This is a genomic window from Phocaeicola vulgatus ATCC 8482 (assembly GCF_000012825.1).
In the GTDB taxonomy this organism is placed as follows: Bacteria; Bacteroidota; Bacteroidia; order Bacteroidales; family Bacteroidaceae; genus Phocaeicola; species Phocaeicola vulgatus.
This window is the reverse complement of the sequence record NC_009614.1, coordinates 3,178,043-3,194,265: the sequence shown is the minus strand read 5'-3', so window position 1 is coordinate 3,194,265 and position 16,223 is coordinate 3,178,043. Positions and strand designations below refer to the sequence as shown.

Annotated in this window: 16 protein-coding genes; 12 read left to right on the top strand and 4 right to left on the bottom strand. The window is 40.0% G+C overall.

What is annotated here, in order from left to right:
• The first annotated feature begins 58 nt into the window (after positions 1-58).
• The 5 genes from BVU_RS12545 (at position 59) to BVU_RS12525 (ending at position 4,609) form a co-directional block, all read left to right on the top strand.
• A complete protein-coding gene (locus BVU_RS12545; protein WP_005847426.1) occupies positions 59-1,612 on the top strand; it encodes an acyl-CoA carboxylase subunit beta in 1,554 nt (517 codons plus the stop codon).
• Between the two features lie 27 nt (positions 1,613-1,639).
• Entirely contained in the window at positions 1,640-2,569 is a 930-nt protein-coding gene (locus tag BVU_RS12540; RefSeq protein ID WP_005847425.1) for an OadG family transporter subunit, read from the top strand.
• 23 nt (positions 2,570-2,592) lie between these two features.
• Complete coding sequence (locus BVU_RS12535) at positions 2,593-3,024, top strand: acetyl-CoA carboxylase biotin carboxyl carrier protein (protein ID WP_005848289.1); 432 nt, start codon at positions 2,593-2,595, stop codon at positions 3,022-3,024.
• A 1-nt stretch (position 3,025) separates the two neighbouring features.
• Positions 3,026-4,186 (top strand): sodium ion-translocating decarboxylase subunit beta, encoded by a 1,161-nt coding sequence (locus BVU_RS12530; RefSeq protein ID WP_005848291.1) that lies wholly within the window; start codon positions 3,026-3,028, stop codon positions 4,184-4,186.
• Positions 4,187-4,360: 174 nt separating this feature from the next.
• On the top strand, positions 4,361-4,609 hold the full coding sequence (locus BVU_RS12525) for a cyclomaltodextrinase C-terminal domain-containing protein (RefSeq protein WP_005848293.1): 249 nt from the start codon (positions 4,361-4,363) through the stop codon (positions 4,607-4,609).
• A 95-nt stretch (positions 4,610-4,704) separates the two neighbouring features.
• Here the strand turns inward: BVU_RS12525 and BVU_RS12520 are convergent, their stop codons facing one another.
• Together BVU_RS12520 and BVU_RS12515 are read right to left on the bottom strand one after the other, a co-directional pair.
• Positions 4,705-5,463: an SDR family oxidoreductase gene (locus BVU_RS12520; protein WP_005848295.1), complete on the bottom strand. Its 759-nt coding sequence runs from the start codon at positions 5,461-5,463 to the stop codon at positions 4,705-4,707.
• Positions 5,464-5,467: 4 nt separating this feature from the next.
• Positions 5,468-6,286, bottom strand: a complete 819-nt coding sequence (locus tag BVU_RS12515) for an alpha/beta hydrolase (protein ID WP_005847415.1) — start codon at positions 6,284-6,286, stop codon at positions 5,468-5,470.
• Positions 6,287-6,383: 97 nt separating this feature from the next.
• Between BVU_RS12515 and BVU_RS12510 the strand changes: the two genes are divergently transcribed.
• Positions 6,384-8,102, top strand: a complete 1,719-nt coding sequence (locus BVU_RS12510) for a heavy metal translocating P-type ATPase (protein WP_005847412.1) — start codon at positions 6,384-6,386, stop codon at positions 8,100-8,102.
• A gap of 13 nt (positions 8,103-8,115) precedes the next feature.
• Positions 8,116-8,541: a Fur family transcriptional regulator gene (locus tag BVU_RS12505; RefSeq protein WP_005847410.1), complete on the top strand. Its 426-nt coding sequence runs from the start codon at positions 8,116-8,118 to the stop codon at positions 8,539-8,541.
• Positions 8,542-8,713: 172 nt separating this feature from the next.
• On the opposite strand, the gene BVU_RS12500 is transcribed toward BVU_RS12505, so the two are convergent.
• On the bottom strand, positions 8,714-9,865 hold the full coding sequence (locus BVU_RS12500) for an acyltransferase family protein (protein WP_008670498.1): 1,152 nt from the start codon (positions 9,863-9,865) through the stop codon (positions 8,714-8,716).
• Positions 9,866-9,982: 117 nt separating this feature from the next.
• The gene (locus BVU_RS12495) at positions 9,983-10,546 is read right to left on the bottom strand and encodes a Crp/Fnr family transcriptional regulator (RefSeq protein WP_005848304.1); all 564 of its coding nucleotides are present in this window, start codon (positions 10,544-10,546) and stop codon (positions 9,983-9,985) included.
• A 528-nt stretch (positions 10,547-11,074) separates the two neighbouring features.
• Between BVU_RS12495 and BVU_RS12490 the strand changes: the two genes are divergently transcribed.
• The 5 genes from BVU_RS12490 to BVU_RS12465 all read left to right on the top strand — a co-directional run bounded on the left by BVU_RS12490 (position 11,075) and on the right by BVU_RS12465 (position 15,990).
• The gene (locus BVU_RS12490; RefSeq protein ID WP_005847403.1) at positions 11,075-11,509 is read left to right on the top strand and encodes a hypothetical protein; all 435 of its coding nucleotides are present in this window, start codon (positions 11,075-11,077) and stop codon (positions 11,507-11,509) included.
• A 168-nt stretch (positions 11,510-11,677) separates the two neighbouring features.
• A complete protein-coding gene (locus tag BVU_RS12485; RefSeq protein WP_005847401.1) occupies positions 11,678-12,121 on the top strand; it encodes a PH domain-containing protein in 444 nt (147 codons plus the stop codon).
• A gap of 1,052 nt (positions 12,122-13,173) precedes the next feature.
• Positions 13,174-13,509, top strand: a complete 336-nt coding sequence (locus tag BVU_RS12475) for a helix-turn-helix domain-containing protein (RefSeq protein ID WP_005847397.1) — start codon at positions 13,174-13,176, stop codon at positions 13,507-13,509.
• Entirely contained in the window at positions 13,502-15,574 is a 2,073-nt protein-coding gene (locus BVU_RS12470; protein ID WP_011965628.1) for a toprim domain-containing protein, read from the top strand. Before BVU_RS12475 ends, BVU_RS12470 begins: the two co-directional genes overlap by 8 nt.
• Positions 15,571-15,990 (top strand): helix-turn-helix domain-containing protein, encoded by a 420-nt coding sequence (locus BVU_RS12465; RefSeq protein WP_005847393.1) that lies wholly within the window; start codon positions 15,571-15,573, stop codon positions 15,988-15,990. The genes BVU_RS12470 and BVU_RS12465 overlap by 4 nt, the downstream gene beginning before the upstream one ends.
• The last annotated feature ends 233 nt before the right edge of the window (positions 15,991-16,223 follow it).

Below are 16,223 nucleotides of genomic sequence, written 5' to 3'. Positions count from 1 at the left end.
CTGGTTCAAGCGTAAATAGAATTATTTTTTAATCGTAAATTGTAAAATCATAAGTAAAATGAGCAATCAACTTGAAAAAATAAAAGAGCTTATCGAACGCCGGGCTACAGCACGCATGGGTGGAGGTGATAAAGCAATTGCAAAACAGCATGATAAAGGAAAATATACAGCCCGCGAACGCATAGCCATGCTGCTGGATGAGGGCAGTTTCGAAGAAATGGATATGTTTGTGGAACACAGATGCACCAATTTCGGCATGGAGAAAAAACATTATCCGGGCGACGGTGTAGTAACAGGTTGTGGTACCATAGAAGGACGTTTAGTTTACATCTTTGCACAGGATTTCACTGTTTCTGCCGGTTCTCTTTCAGAAACAATGTCTCTGAAAATATGCAAAGTAATGGATCAAGCTATGAAAATGGGTGCTCCCTGTATCGGTATCAACGACTCGGGTGGCGCACGTATTCAAGAAGGTATCAATGCATTGGCCGGTTATGCTGAAATTTTCCAACGCAATATTCTTGCTTCAGGTGTTATTCCGCAGATCTCAGGTATTTTCGGTCCTTGTGCAGGCGGAGCTGTTTACTCTCCTGCTCTGACAGACTTCACCTTGATGATGGAAGGCACATCATATATGTTCCTTACCGGACCGAAAGTGGTAAAGACTGTTACAGGTGAAGATGTAAGCCAGGAAAACTTAGGTGGTGCAAGCGTTCATTCAACCAAATCCGGTGTTACTCATTTTACAGCCAAGACGGAAGAAGAAGGGTTAGCCATGATCCGCAAATTGTTAAGCTATATTCCTCAGAACAATCTGGAAGAAGCTCCCTATGTAGACTGTACCGATCCTATCGACCGTCTGGAAGACTCTTTGAACGAAATTATCCCCGACAGCCCCAACAAACCATACGATATGTATGAGGTGATCAGCGCCATCGTAGATAATGGTGAGTTTTTGGAAGTCCAACCTCACTACGCTAAAAATATCATCATTGGTTTCGCACGTTTCAACGGCCAGTCTGTAGGTATTGTTGCCAACCAGCCCAAATACCTGGCGGGTGTGCTTGACAGCAATGCGTCACGCAAAGGTGCTCGTTTTGTACGTTTCTGCGACGCTTTCAATATACCTCTTGTTTCATTGGTAGATGTTCCGGGATTCCTTCCGGGTACAGGACAAGAATACAACGGTGTAATCCTCCACGGTGCCAAGTTGCTGTATGCTTACGGCGAAGCGACTGTACCCAAAGTGACAATTACCCTGCGTAAATCATACGGCGGATCTCACATTGTAATGAGCTGTAAACAACTTCGCGGTGATATGAATTATGCATGGCCTACTGCCGAAATCGCCGTTATGGGTGGTGCAGGTGCAGTAGAAGTATTATACGCACGCGAAGCCAAAGAACAGGAAAATCCTGCCGCATTCCTAGCCGAAAAAGAAGCTGAATACACCAAGCTGTTCGCCAATCCTTACAATGCTGCCAAATATGGTTACATTGATGATGTGATTGAACCGCGTAATACCCGTTTCCGCATCATCCGTGCATTGCAACAGTTGCAGACTAAGAAATTAACCAATCCGGCTAAGAAGCATGGTAATATTCCTCTTTAATTAAAAATTAAAAACTGAGAATTGAACATGAAGAAATTAAATATAGGAATATTCCTTTCTTTGCTGCTGATGGTGGGGTTATGTTCTTGTGGAGAACAGAAATCGAACACCAAGCTGGTACTGAATGAAGTGCTGATTGAAAATGAAAGCAATTTCCAGGATGACTACGGAGTACACAGCGCATGGATTGAAATATTCAACAGATCATTTGGTAGCGCAGACCTTGCCGGTTGTTTACTGAAGGTGAGCAGCCAGCCTGGAGATACTGCTACTTATTTTATCCCTAAAGGTGATGTATTGACTTTGGTCAAACCTCGCCAGCACGCTTTATTCTGGGCAGACGGCGAACCCAACCGCGGTACTTTCCACACTAATTTCACACTGAATGCCGCAACCGACAATTGGATTGGATTGTATGATTCAGGCAAAAAATTATTGGATCAGATTATTGTTCCGGCAGGCACATTGCAAGCAAACCAATCATACGCACGTGTCAGCGACGCAGCAAATGAATGGGAGGTGAAAGGTTCCAGCGCAGACAAATATGTGACTCCGAGCACCAATAACAAGACTATCAACAGTCATGCAAAGATGGAAAAATTCGAAGAACACGACGGTAGTGGTATCGGTATGGCCATCTCTGCTATGAGCGTTGTATTCTGCGGTCTTCTTTTACTTTTCATTCTCTTCAAATGTGTAGGTAAGATTTCTGTAAACCTGAGCAAGCGCAATGCCATGAAGGTAAAAGGTATTACCGACAAGCAAGAAGCCAAAGAAAAGAAATTGGGTGAAGCTCCGGGCGAAGTATTCGCCGCTATCGCCATGGCCATGCATGAAATGCAAAGCGATGTACATGACGTGGAAGAAACCGTTCTTACCATTACCCGTGTAAAACGTAGTTATTCACCGTGGAGTTCCAAGATTTATACCTTGCGTGAAACTCCCCACAAAAAGTAAGTCACCAATAAAAAGATAAAATGATGAAAGAATATAAATATAAGATCAACGGTAACGTATACAAAGTTGCCATTGGAGATATAGAAGACAATATCGCTCATGTTGAAGTGAACGGTACTCCTTACAAAGTGGAAATGGAAAAAGCTCCGAAAGCTGTAGTGAAACCGGTAGTTCGTCCTGTATCAACCAGCCCTGCTCCGGCACCAGCTACAGTAGTAAAGCCTGCTGCAACTTCTACAGGTAAATCGGGCGTTAAATCTCCGTTGCCGGGGGTAATCCTTGATATCAAGGTAAATGTGGGTGATACCGTAAAAAAGGGGCAAACCATCATTATCCTTGAAGCTATGAAGATGGAAAATAACATCAATGCAGACAAAGACGGCAAGATCACCGCAATCAATGTAAGTAAAGGAGAATCCGTTCTCGAAGGTACTGACCTTGTAATTATTGAATAATATGGGAGAATTTATCAACTTTTTAGGGAATAACCTAGCTGACTTTTGGACATATACGGGTTTTGCCAATGCTACTGTTGGTCATATCGTAATGATCCTGATAGGTTTATTCTTCATATACCTTGCCGTGGCCAAGGAATTTGAGCCGATGTTGCTCATTCCTATCGGTTTCGGTATCTTGATCGGTAATATTCCTTTCAACATGGAAGCCGGACTGAAAGTCGGCATCTATGAGGAAGGTTCTGTTCTTAATATTTTATATCAAGGAGTTACCTCCGGATGGTATCCACCACTTATCTTTTTAGGTATCGGTGCAATGACGGATTTCTCGGCATTGATTTCAAATCCTAAACTGATGTTGATTGGTGCTGCCGCACAGTTTGGTATTTTCGGTGCATACATGATTGCATTGGCAATGGGCTTTGATCCGATGCAGGCTGGTGCTATCGGCATCATCGGTGGTGCGGACGGTCCGACAGCAATCTTCCTTTCATCCAAACTGGCGCCTAACCTGATGGGAGCTATTGCGGTATCTGCCTATTCATACATGGCATTGGTACCGGTTATCCAGCCGCCTATCATGCGTCTGCTCACTACCAAGCACGAACGTTTGATCCGTATGAAACCACCACGCGTCGTTTCTCATACAGAAAAAGTAATGTTCCCTATCATTGGTTTGTTGCTTACTTGTTTTCTGGTTCCGTCGGGTCTGCCTCTATTGGGTATGCTTTTCTTTGGTAACTTATTGAAAGAAAGCGGTGTAACCCGTCGCTTGGCAGAAACTGCCCGCGGTCCGCTGATTGATACCATTACCATCTTATTAGGATTGACAGTAGGTGCTTCCACGCAAGCTTCAGAATTCCTTACCATTGATTCGATTTTGATTTTCGCGCTGGGTGCATTGTCATTCATCATTGCTACCGCTTCGGGAGTTATCTTCGTAAAGATATTCAACTTGGTATTAGGTAAGGATAACAAAATCAATCCGCTTATCGGTAATGCCGGTGTATCTGCTGTTCCTGACTCGGCACGTATCTCTCAGGTTATCGGTCTGGAATATGATCCTACCAACTACTTGCTGATGCATGCCATGGGTCCCAACGTAGCCGGTGTAATCGGTTCTGCCGTAGCTGCCGGTATTTTACTTGGGTTCTTGATGTAATTCATTGAACAACAATAAATAAAATCCTCTTCAACTAATATGTGGAAGAGGATTTTTTATTGATATAGATTAAGAAATGAATGATTTATTATGATTTTTGAACGATTAGTTATATAAGATATGCTGAAAAACATATAAATTTGCCGCCGTAAAACCAAACTAAATTAAACGAAGATGGAAAAGAAAACAGTTAAGTACCATATTCCCCAACACGGAATATATATGTACGCACGTACTAATTCTGGGAAAACTGAACTCATTGTCCTAAACAGCACCGATGCCGAACAAGTGGTGGCAAATGACCACTACCGCATAATGACAAATGATTCAAAAAGCGGTAAAGAACTTATCAGTGGCAAAAAAATTGACCTTACCAAAAATATGACAGTCGGTGCACGTCAATCATTGATTATTGAATTATAATTGTTTTTTTAAGGTAAGAAGGTAAAATGAGAAAGTAAGAATAAAGGCGGCTTTTATTAAAGGGCCGCCTTTATTTATATCTCTGTCCACCTCTTTTATTTACGTGAAACAATTGTCCCTGTAGCTTGATTAGTAGGCATAACCAACATTTCTGCAATCTGCATATATTCCGGTACGGAAGCTGCAAAATAAACCGTTTCCGCAATATCATCTCCCGTCAATGGACGAATGCCTTTATATACATTATCCGCCTTTTCCTTATCTCCCCGGAAACGAACAACTGAAAAATTTGTTTCCACCAGCCCCGGTTTGATATTAGTCACTCTCAATGGAGTATCAACTAAATCTATACGCAGTCCATCCGATAAAGCTTTCACAGCAGCCTTTGTAGCACAATACACACTACCTCCCGGATAAGCAGCATCTCCGGCAATAGAACCAATATTAATAATATGTCCTCGTTTACGTTCCACCATTCCCGGTACGATCAGGCGTGTCATTGCCAGCAAAGCCTTAATATTAGTATCTATGACAATATCCCACTCATCCAGACTGCCTTCCTGTTCTTTATCCGTACCGATAACCAACCCAGCATTATTCACCAATATATCAATGGATTGCCATTCCTTGGGCAATGATTCCAAAGCAGACGTTGCCGCTTTACGGTCGCGCACGTCAAAAGGAAGCAAATATATTTTCGCACCATATTGCTTTTCTAATTCTTCTTTCAATGCACTCAGTTTATTTACGTTACGGGCATTTAAAATCAAACTTGCTCCCTGTGAAGCAAACTTGCGAGCGCATCCGGCACCGATACCGCTGGAAGCTCCTGTGATAAAAACAATCTTATCCATTTTATTATTTCGATTTATTAAAGAACTTACTGAAAAATAGTATTTGATAGTCTATGGCATTATTCCAATACCTGCCTGTATGCCCACCCGGACGGATGATAAAGTCATGATTTATTTTCTTCTTCAACAGTTTTTCGTGTACAGCCTTATTCACTTCCAGAAAAAAATCATCACAACCGCAATCTATTATAACAGCCAAATCACCATTCTTTATCTTATCCAACTGATTAATTACCGTATGTTCGTCCCATCTCTGCTTGTTGCTCGCTTCTTCACCTAATTGCTTCTTCATCTCCCAATTATTGGGAAACGGACGGATATCTAAACCTCCACTCATACTACCTCCTCCTCCAAAGACATCTTTATGACGGATGGATAACCATAAACTTCCATGACCACCCATACTTAACCCGGTGACAGCACGTCCCCCTCTCTCCGCTTTCGTAGTAAAATTCTTATCAATATAGTTCACCAATTCTTTTGACACGAATGTTTCATAACGGTACTCCTTGTTCAAAGGGCTGTCCCAATACCAACTGTTCTTCCCGTCCGGACAAACAAAAATGATTCCTTCCTTATCAGCTATCCGAGGTAATTCCGGTTTTATCCCGAGCCATGTTCCCGCATTGCCCCCATATCCGTGAAGCAGATAAAGTACGGGACATTTTTCACCTGCCATGGCTTTATCCGGACAGATGGTAATTACCTGAACCTCTTTATTCATTGCATCGCTATGTACCGACAAAGTATCCACCTTAGCTGCCTGCATTCCTACAGACAAACACCAGCTTCCTATCAAAAAAGCCCAATATCGTTTTTTCATGTATATAAAAAATTACCCGATGTAAAGGTACAATATAATTTGCAATTTAGTTGCATCTTCTTTCCGCTATCTTTGTTGTCATAAATAAAAAGAAACAATGAAAAAAATAAAATTAGAATCAGTTTTCAATGAATTCACTTTAATGGGAATAGCTGTATCAGGAGCATTCTATCTAGGAGAATACTGGGAAGGTATTGCCGTTATTCTGTTCTATCTCATAGGTGAATGGTTCCAACACAAAGCTGTACACAAAGCACGCAGCGACATCAAAGCATTATTGGATGTACGTCCCGAAACAGCCACTGTAATATATAACAACACATATAAAATAACAGTACCGGAAAAAGTACAGCCAGGAGAAACCATTGAAGTAAAAGTTGGAGAAAAAGTACCTCTAGACGGATTTTTGCTGGAAGATTCCGCTTCATTTAATACGGCCGCCCTAACCGGAGAAAGTGTTCCCCGGACTCTATATAAACAAGAAGAAGTTTTAGCAGGAATGATCGCTTCAGATAAAGTGGTACGGATCAAAGTAAACAAACCGTATGATCAAAGTACGTTAGCACGTATCCTCACTTTAGTACAAGATGCAGCAGAAAGAAAAGCCCCTGCCGAATTATTTATCCGCCGTTTTGCACGAATTTATACACCGATAGTGACAGGACTGGCGATACTAGTTGTCATACTCCCCTATTTATACTCTCTGATAAAACCTGAATTCATTTTTGTTTTTGATGATTGGTTCTATCGGGCTTTAGTATTCCTAGTCATATCATGTCCTTGCGCATTAGTGGTCAGCATTCCATTAGGATACTTTGGAGGTATTGGTGCCGCATCTCACAAAGGGATTCTTTTCAAAGGGGGTAATTATCTAGATGCCATAACCCAAATAAACACCGTAGTATTCGATAAAACCGGAACACTCACCCAAGGTGTATTCAGTGTCCAGGCAATATCGGCAGCCGAAGGTGTTTCGCAAAAAGAACTGCTTCAACTTATCGCCTCTATAGAGAGTTTCAGCAATCATCCTATCGCAAAAGCCATTGTCAAATATGCAGAAGAACAAAGTATATCCCTTAACTCGTCACTGAAAATAACCGAATTTGCCGGATATGGAATAAAAGCCGTAACAAACGGTAAAGAAGTATATGTAGGAAATACACGGTTATTATCAAAATACGGCATCTCTTTTCCCTATGAAATCAGCGACATGACAGAAACAATCGTGTTATGTGCAATGGAAAACAAATATTTGGGATATCTTTCATTGGCGGATACACCAAAACCAGATGCTGTACAAGCCATCCGCGAACTGAAAGACTTAAATATTAATAATATTCAAATATTATCGGGAGACAAACAGACAATTGTTTCTAATTTAGCCGAAAAGATAGGTGTCACACAGGCTTTCGGCGATTTACTACCCGAAGGTAAGGTAGCACATTTAGAACAATTAAAAGCAAATTCTGAAAATCGTGTAGCTTTTGTAGGAGACGGTATCAATGATACTCCCGTACTGGCACTCAGCGATGTTGGGATTGCCATGGGTGGCCTAGGATGTGACGCTGCTATAGAAACTGCGGATGTAGTGATACAAACAGACCAACCCAGTAAAGTGGCGGAAGCTATAAAAATAGGGAAACAGACCCATCGCATCGTATGGCAAAATATATCAATGGCATTCGGAGTGAAATTGTTAGTATTGCTATTGGGAGCCGGCGGAATGGCCACTATGTGGGAAGCCATATTTGCAGATGTAGGCGTAGCTTTACTCGCCATTTTTAATGCAATGAGAATACAGAAATGGAAAGAATAAAATGATTTGACCTATGAATGAAACAATCTATTTAAAAAAACTGGAACAGCGGGAAATCAAACCGACAGCCATACGTCTGCTTATTCTAAAAACCATGATGCAGCACAAAGAAGCATTTTCACTGTTGGATTTGGAAAACGAATTGGATACGGTAGACAAATCAACCATCTACCGCACCATAACCCTTTTTTTAGCCCATCATCTGATTCATGGCATTGATGACGGTACAGGATCGTTAAAATATGCAGTTTGCAGCAATGATTGCAATTGTGAGGTAGACGACCTCCACACTCACTTCTACTGTGAGAACTGTCACCGCACGTTTTGTATGAAAAGTATCCACGTGCCCATCGTGACACTACCTCCCGGATTCACCGTACAAAGTATCAATTATGTCCTGAAAGGTCTATGTTCGGAATGCTCTCATCAGCATATATAACTATTGCCAGAAAAGGAAATCAACCCCAAAGCCCAGTTGATATAATCCAATGCAGGCATCCGAATTTACTGATCGGATGCCATTCATCTAATTGTCTGTTATTCAAAGCTGTAATATTTTCTTATATAGTATCCGCCCTTTTAATGAACATCAATCAAGAAATACAGTATTTTTATTTGGGAGCAAGAAACTTCTTAGTCAGCCATTTTCTCACAGGCTCATCATACAGTTTCAGACACAGGCAAGCCAAAATGACACTCAAAACAAAAACACCCACAGCTACATACCAAGTTTCTCCCAATGTATAAAGTTTATTCTCAATCAACCATGCGTAGAACAAATACATCAACGGATAATGTACTACATAAACCGGATAGGATATATCTCCCAAGAACTTGCATATCTTTGTAGACTGCTTATCCGTAGTAGTACCCGACGCCCCCAGCCACACAAGAAAAGGAAAAACCACAATTACACAAAAAGCTTCATAAATACCATTCATGCAAATCGGCTCCAATCCTTCCAGATAAGGAACCGAGAACAGCGCAATCAGTATAATAGTACATATCCAAAACGCCCCATTCACCTTCATAGGCTTGAAGTTACGCGACATCAACATACCCAATGAAAATGGGAAAAGCATACGCAAAGTTCCACCTAAGAAATTCACTCCGTCGAGTGTCCATCCCACTCCCATATTCCCATAACCAGACACATTGAAAACAGCGAATGACGCTAATGCCATACCCAGCATCACAACCAGCACAGCCAATGCTTTATTAGATAACCGACGAATGAACAACGCATAAAGAATATTACCTATATACTCAAAAAACAGGGACCAGCAAGGTCCGTTCAACGGAAACATCTCACCATTACCACGAACTTCATATCCCACACCCGGCATGGCAGGAATAAAGAATATTGTACAAAGTAAAGACAACATAATCATGGAAATAGCGACATGCGTTCCATCCCATTGCACACAACCCTGAATACAGAACGTAATAGCTCCCAAAACAGCACCCATAATTACCATCGGATGAAGACGGATCAAACGGCGTTTGAAAAAGTCTTTCATAGTGAAATTCTTCCCCCAACGGTCATCATACGCATAACCGATAACAAAACCCGAAAGAATAAAAAAGAAATCCACAGCAAGATATCCGTGGTTGAGAGTTTCGATATTGCCGGCACTAGCAAAAGCAAAACCTTCAAATACATGATACCATATTACCATAAGAGCAGCAACTCCTCTCAATCCATCAAGAAGATCATAATGAGGCTTTGTATCAGTAAATGCTGCAGAAGAGATTTTTTCCATAATAAATTAATAGATTTAATAATTGATTCTTTTTAACTGTTACTAATAATGCTGCAAAGTTACACAACTTAAAGGCTTTTAAATTTGTCCTATGACAAAAAATCAGCAATACATAAATTATTTCTTAGCTCGGAGACGACTAAGTGTGGGAAGTGTTATACCCAAATAAGATGCAATATACCTTAACTTCACCCGTTGGCATATCTGAGGAAACTGTTGTTTAAACTCCTCATATCTTTCCTTTGCTGGCAAAGTCAGCCGTTCTTTGTGAGAACGATGCAAACGCCTGTACTCATTTTGATGAATAATCCTCCCCCAATTAGCCAATTCAATATTAGTCTGAAACAGTCTGGTTAAATCAGCTAATGATATTTTGTAAACAACTACATCTTCAAGCGTTTCCACAAATTCCTCGCTCGGCTTATTATAGTACAACTCGTCCATACTGAAAACAATACCTCCTTCCCATGAAAAGGAGGTTGTTATTTCTTCTCCATTTACAAGCCAGAAAGAACGTGTCATTCCTTTTTCTATGAAATAAGCTGATTTACAAAATGTATTCTCCTTTATTAACTGATATTTCTTAGGGAAACGACATAAAATCATACATTTTTTCAGTTCTTGTATCGTATCTTCAGAAACCGGACACAAAGAGAGCATATTATCTATAATGTTTGTCATAAAACCGTAGTCCATTTAAAATACATATAAACACACCCGATATAAACACGGGATATACCTTTTTTTCTTTTCAGCCAAAAGTACAAATATATATTGGAAAACGACATCATTTTTCCAAATAATCGGAGTTTCCAAGACCACTCCATACAAGAATGTCCATATACCTCTTTTATTTATTACTTTTTGTTCAAATTACAAAGATAAAGCATTAAAATGCCAACCAGACTTTTAAAACATCCCATCGCTTAATGCACCACTCTAAAAGAATTTCAATAGCCTCCAAATCACTTTTCATATAATCTATCAGAAATTTCATACCAAGAAAACCCCAAAGAAATACCAAAGAATTGAACATTTTTTATGAAAAACAGCCCTTGACATATTAGCGGATGCAGGCTATTTTTGCATTTTAACAATTATAACCCTTAAAACAAAAAACATTTACTTTGCAGTATGAAGTATTTATTATCGGAAGAATAAATTCTTAATTAATAATCTGCTACTGCTTTAACCAACAAGTCCAATCACATGAAAAAAATTATAACATTACTTTTAATATTGTTGTTTGCCACAAAAAGCACTTTCTCCCAATCGCCAAACAATATAGAGAAGTTCGTCGTAGTCAGTGTAAATGATAAAGATAGTATTTTAAACAAAATAAAAATGTCTGCTCCCCAATTCTACAACATCGGAAAAGGTAAACGTATAGAGGTAAAAGTATGCAATGAAGACAGCATACAAATAAGAAGAGTACGCTGTCTTTTATATTATTCCAACTCCGGCAAGAAAGAATGTATAGGAAAAATATGGATTTCTCCTCTTATTGGCTACGAAACCTGCTATTTTTGCATGAACGTGGATATCCCCCTAACAAAAGATGAATGGCATAAACTAACTTTCCGAATAAAGAGAGGAAAAAATTATAAGGATTACAAATTCTTGAAACAGCAAGTACAAGAATAAAATATTTGATAATAAGAGAGAGATTGACAAGAATAAGAACAAGTAAGAATTGTTTTTATTTTAAGTTTCAGCCTTAAAATAAATCTAGATTTATTTCATACCATTCTGATTATTTGTATATTTGTCTCTTGATAATAAAATTATGCAATTTATTAATTTACAAAAACGATGAGCTATATCCAAAACAATCTACAAGCTGGTGAAGAAATTAAATACAAAGCAGATATTCACTGGTATATATTTGCATATCCGGTAATACTACTATTATTAAGCGCCTTCTTTTCTTCCGCACAAACCGGATTATTCTATTATGTCAGCATATTTCTATTGTTGTCAGGATTATTCCAATTGATAAAAAGAATTCTTCTTAAGATGGGAGCTGAATATGTTGTCACAAACAAGAAAGTCATTCTAAAATCCGGTATTTTAAACCGGGATGCCCTTGAATTGGTTTTAAACAAATGCGAAGGAATACGGATTAATCAAAGCCTCATGGGACGTATGCTCGGTTTTGGTTCTATTGTAGTTACTACAGGCGGGGTCACCAACAAATTTGACTTTATCACCAATCCTATAAAGTTCAGAAACGAAATCAATGCACAAATTCAATAAGAATAAGTGAAAAGCATTTAAAGAAATACAAAGAGAACGGGTATAAACACGCTTTTGCACATACATCCATACAAGGCTATACCTACGTACGTACGAGCTTATGCGTATGTATATGTAAAATGCCTCAGTCCAGAATAAAATTCCATATCAAAGACAAGGGCGTTTTAAAAAAAGATCAAGAGCTTTTTAAAAAAGATAACCGCCTTTTTTTAAAAGAACAAGAGCTTTTTTTAAAATGTCTTGTTCTTTTTTACCGCTGCCGCGAATCCGTAAGCTATCATTTCGTGGAAGTTTCCTCTTTCATGCGCATTTCTTACGAGGAAAAGGCTTGAAAACGCCCTACTTTATACCAGGCAGGAACTGTCTATAAAAAAGAATATATGGCTGACAGCAAGCATATTATGTGAAAATCAACTTCAAAACGTAGTGAGGGCATGAGAGTATAAGTGAGAGCATTTTTTTTACCATTATCATATAAGTCATTCATAATAAACCCATTATACATACAGTGAGGGCATGAGGGTATAAATACCCCGAACTTTCTAATGAAAAAATATGCTTATTTTTGCTATGCACCAAAAACAAAAATCCGCCGTAAAGTATTAATTTACAGGGGATTTTCTTTGTTTTGTAATTCTTTCCAGCGGAGAGGGAGGGTTCTGAACCTCTTCTCTTTATTTCCGTATATATCAGCTTATTAGCTTTCATTATTTTGCTTCCTGTAACGAATTTGTAACGACCTAAACTTTTGTCCTAATGACCACTTTTGTCCGCTATTCGTCTACCATAGCTTTCGGGTTCAAAAGTATGGAAAATATGAACATCTTCCAAATGTTTGATTATTAATTATCTATTTTTTATATTCCAATGCAAGGTGCGAGCCTATATATATGAATAGGCTTGCACCTTGCACCGGACTTTATCTTGCACCCGACTCCATCCCACTCATTTCCAATCGTCATGTAAAAAAAGTTATGCCAAGTTGGTAACAAGTTGGCAAATGCCCCGATTTAATTCGATGAACTTTGTGCCAAACTTTAAAAGATAAGTGTATGGACGTAATAACAATGGAGGCGACTGCCTATAAAGAACTAATCCGCAAAATAGAAAAGATTGCAGACTATGTATTCAAAAAAGAGAGTAAACCAAACGAGGAGGAAGAGATATGGTTGGATAATCAAGAAGTTGCCAACTTGCTACGTATAAGTACCAAGACACTGCAACGATTAAGAAAAGAAAATCTAATCAGCTATTCCATGTTACGAGGAAGATGCAGATACAAATTATCAGAAATAGAAAGAGGACTAAATGAGAAAATAATCGTTTGTGATCCACATACGCTGGATGAGTTCCGTAGAAACTTCTTATTCAATGGGAACTATGAATAAAGATGATATTCTGCGATTGACAGATAGAGGAATGGCTATATTCAAGCACTACCTCCCTACCCCATTTCGTGTAGGACGTAATTTCCTTAATCCGCTTTATGAGGATAAGCACGCTTCCTGTAACATCTATTATGAGCGAAGAAGTGATACTTATAAAATGAAGGACTTTGGTAATGACGACTATTCAGGCGACTGTTTCGCATTCGTGGGAAAATTGAATGGACTAGATTGTAAAGATTCTAAAGACTTCATTCAGATAATGAAAATAATCGATCGTGACCTGCATTTGGGATTATCATCGGGAAATTATATTGAAACGAAGACTATTACTCCCATCAGTCCTGCTGTCACGGCAGCAACATCGCCATCCAAAGTGAAAAAGGCAAGACCTTATACGTTGGCGCAAAAGAGCTTTACGGCTGCGGAACTTGCCTTCTGGGGAAAAAGCGGCATCACGCAAGAGGTACTGAGATTATTCCGGGTGGTTTCACTGAAGAAGTTCAGCAGCGAGAATAACGAAGGGAAACCGTTCAGCATTGCGGCGACGGATAAAGAACCGGTGTTCGGATATACTGCAAAGCAATATGTGAAGGTGTACCGCCCGCACTCGGAGATGCGCTTTTTATATGCCGGGGATTTTGGGGAGAATTATTGCTTCGGGTTGGAGCAGTTGCCTGCTAAGGGGGATTTACTCTTTATTACGGGTAGTGAGAAGGACGTGATGAGCCTGACGGTTCACGGGTTCCATGCTATCTGCTTCAATTCGGAAACGGTGACTATTCCCGTGGGAATTATTCATAGGCTCTCTTTCCGGTTCAAACATATTGTACTGCTCTATGATGTGGACAAAGCGGGGCTGGACAGTTCGGCAAAACAAGAACTGGCGTTGAAGAACTACGGGGTGAAACGATTGTTGCTGCCATTGGCGGGAACGAAGGTGGAAAAGGATATTTCGGACTTTTTCCGTTTGGGAAATAGCCGGGAGGATTTGATTAAACTATTTCTGGATTATCTGGATACAATATACAGCGAAACTATGTCTGCTCTAAAATCTTGTGAGGTGGATTTTAATAATCCGCCACCTGTGGCACAAATGGTTGTGTCGGTGAATGATGTGCCATTAGGCACGCAAGGGAATATCCTCTGTATTACCGGTGGTGAGGGAACCGGTAAAAGTAATTATGTGACGGCGTTAATAGCCGGTGCCATCGGACAATCCGAAAAGAACAAGGATAAGGCGATGGACACGTTGGGGGTGTCGGTCAGTGAAAACAGCAAGCGGAAGGCGATTCTGTTCTATGATACGGAACAGTCGGAGGTGCAGACGTACAAGAACATTACAAACCTTTTAAAGCGTTGCGGACGGGAAACAATGCCGGAATACCTGAAAGCGTATTGCCTGACGGGAATGAGCCGGAAAGAACGCTTGCAGGCGATTATCCAAAGCATGGATAAGTTTCATTATCAGTTCCGGGGGATTCACATGGTGGTGATCGACGGGATTGCGGACTTGATAAAGGGTGCGAATGATGAAACGGAAAGTATTGCCGTGGTGGAGGAATTGTATCGGCTGGCGGGGATTTACAATACTTGTATCGTTACTATCCTGCATTTTATTCCTTCGGGGCTGAAATTGCGGGGGCATTTGGGCAGTGAGTTGCAACGAAAGGCGGCGGCTATCCTCTCGATAGAGAAAGATACTGATCCGTCGGTGTCGGTGGTGAAGGCGCTGAAAGTGCGCGACGGCAGTCCGTTGGATGTGCCTATCATGCAGTTTGCATGGGATAAAGATGTCAGGATGCACGTGTATCTGGGGGAAAAGCCGAAAGAGGAAAAGGAGAAGCGGAAAGAGGATGAACTCGTGGCAGTGGCACGGGATATTTTCGGACGGCAGGACTTTATTACTTATGTGGATTTGGCAGAACAAATTCAAGCGATACTGGACGTAAAGGAACGTACAGCGAAAAGTTATATCAAGTTCATGCGGGAGAAGGAAATCATACTGAAAGACCCGTCAAACCAAAGTTATTATATCATCGGAAATTTAAAACAGGCGAGCTTATGATACCATTGGATAAAGAAACATTCGAGGCGTATATGGAACGGTTGCTCGAACAAGTGGAAAAGGTCGTAGGCGCACTGGACAAGAAGAATAAGAAGCCGCAAAATTACCTGAATGGTGAACGGCTGTACGATAATCAGGATGTTTGTCTGTTGCTGAACATCAGCAAACGAACACTACAACGGTACAGAGACAACGGGCTGAAGTATTACACGATCTTGCATAAAACGTACTATCGTGAAAAGGATTTGCACGAGTTTATTCGTCGGTATTTTGACGGGGAGAATGTAGAAAAAGGCAAAACGAAGGAATGTAACGGAGATGAACGTATAGAGGGTGGCATGTTGTCCGATGATAAGGATGAACCTATGGAAGAAGATAAGCCGGTGGATGAAGGTAAACTCACAGAAGATGCTTAGAGAGTTATAATTTCCATATAGAAAATTCTGCCGATACCCTGACGTTATGTGCATATCCCGTACTATAGTGATGAAAGGATAAGATTCACATGTAAACTTGTGTATATAGTAGTTACAATGTTTTGGAGAAAAGGAATTTAGAGTCTAAATTTGCAAACAATAATCAGATTATGAAGTTTTATATTAGAAAATCACTAACTTTGTGAATATTATATCCATAGACAGAAAAAAAG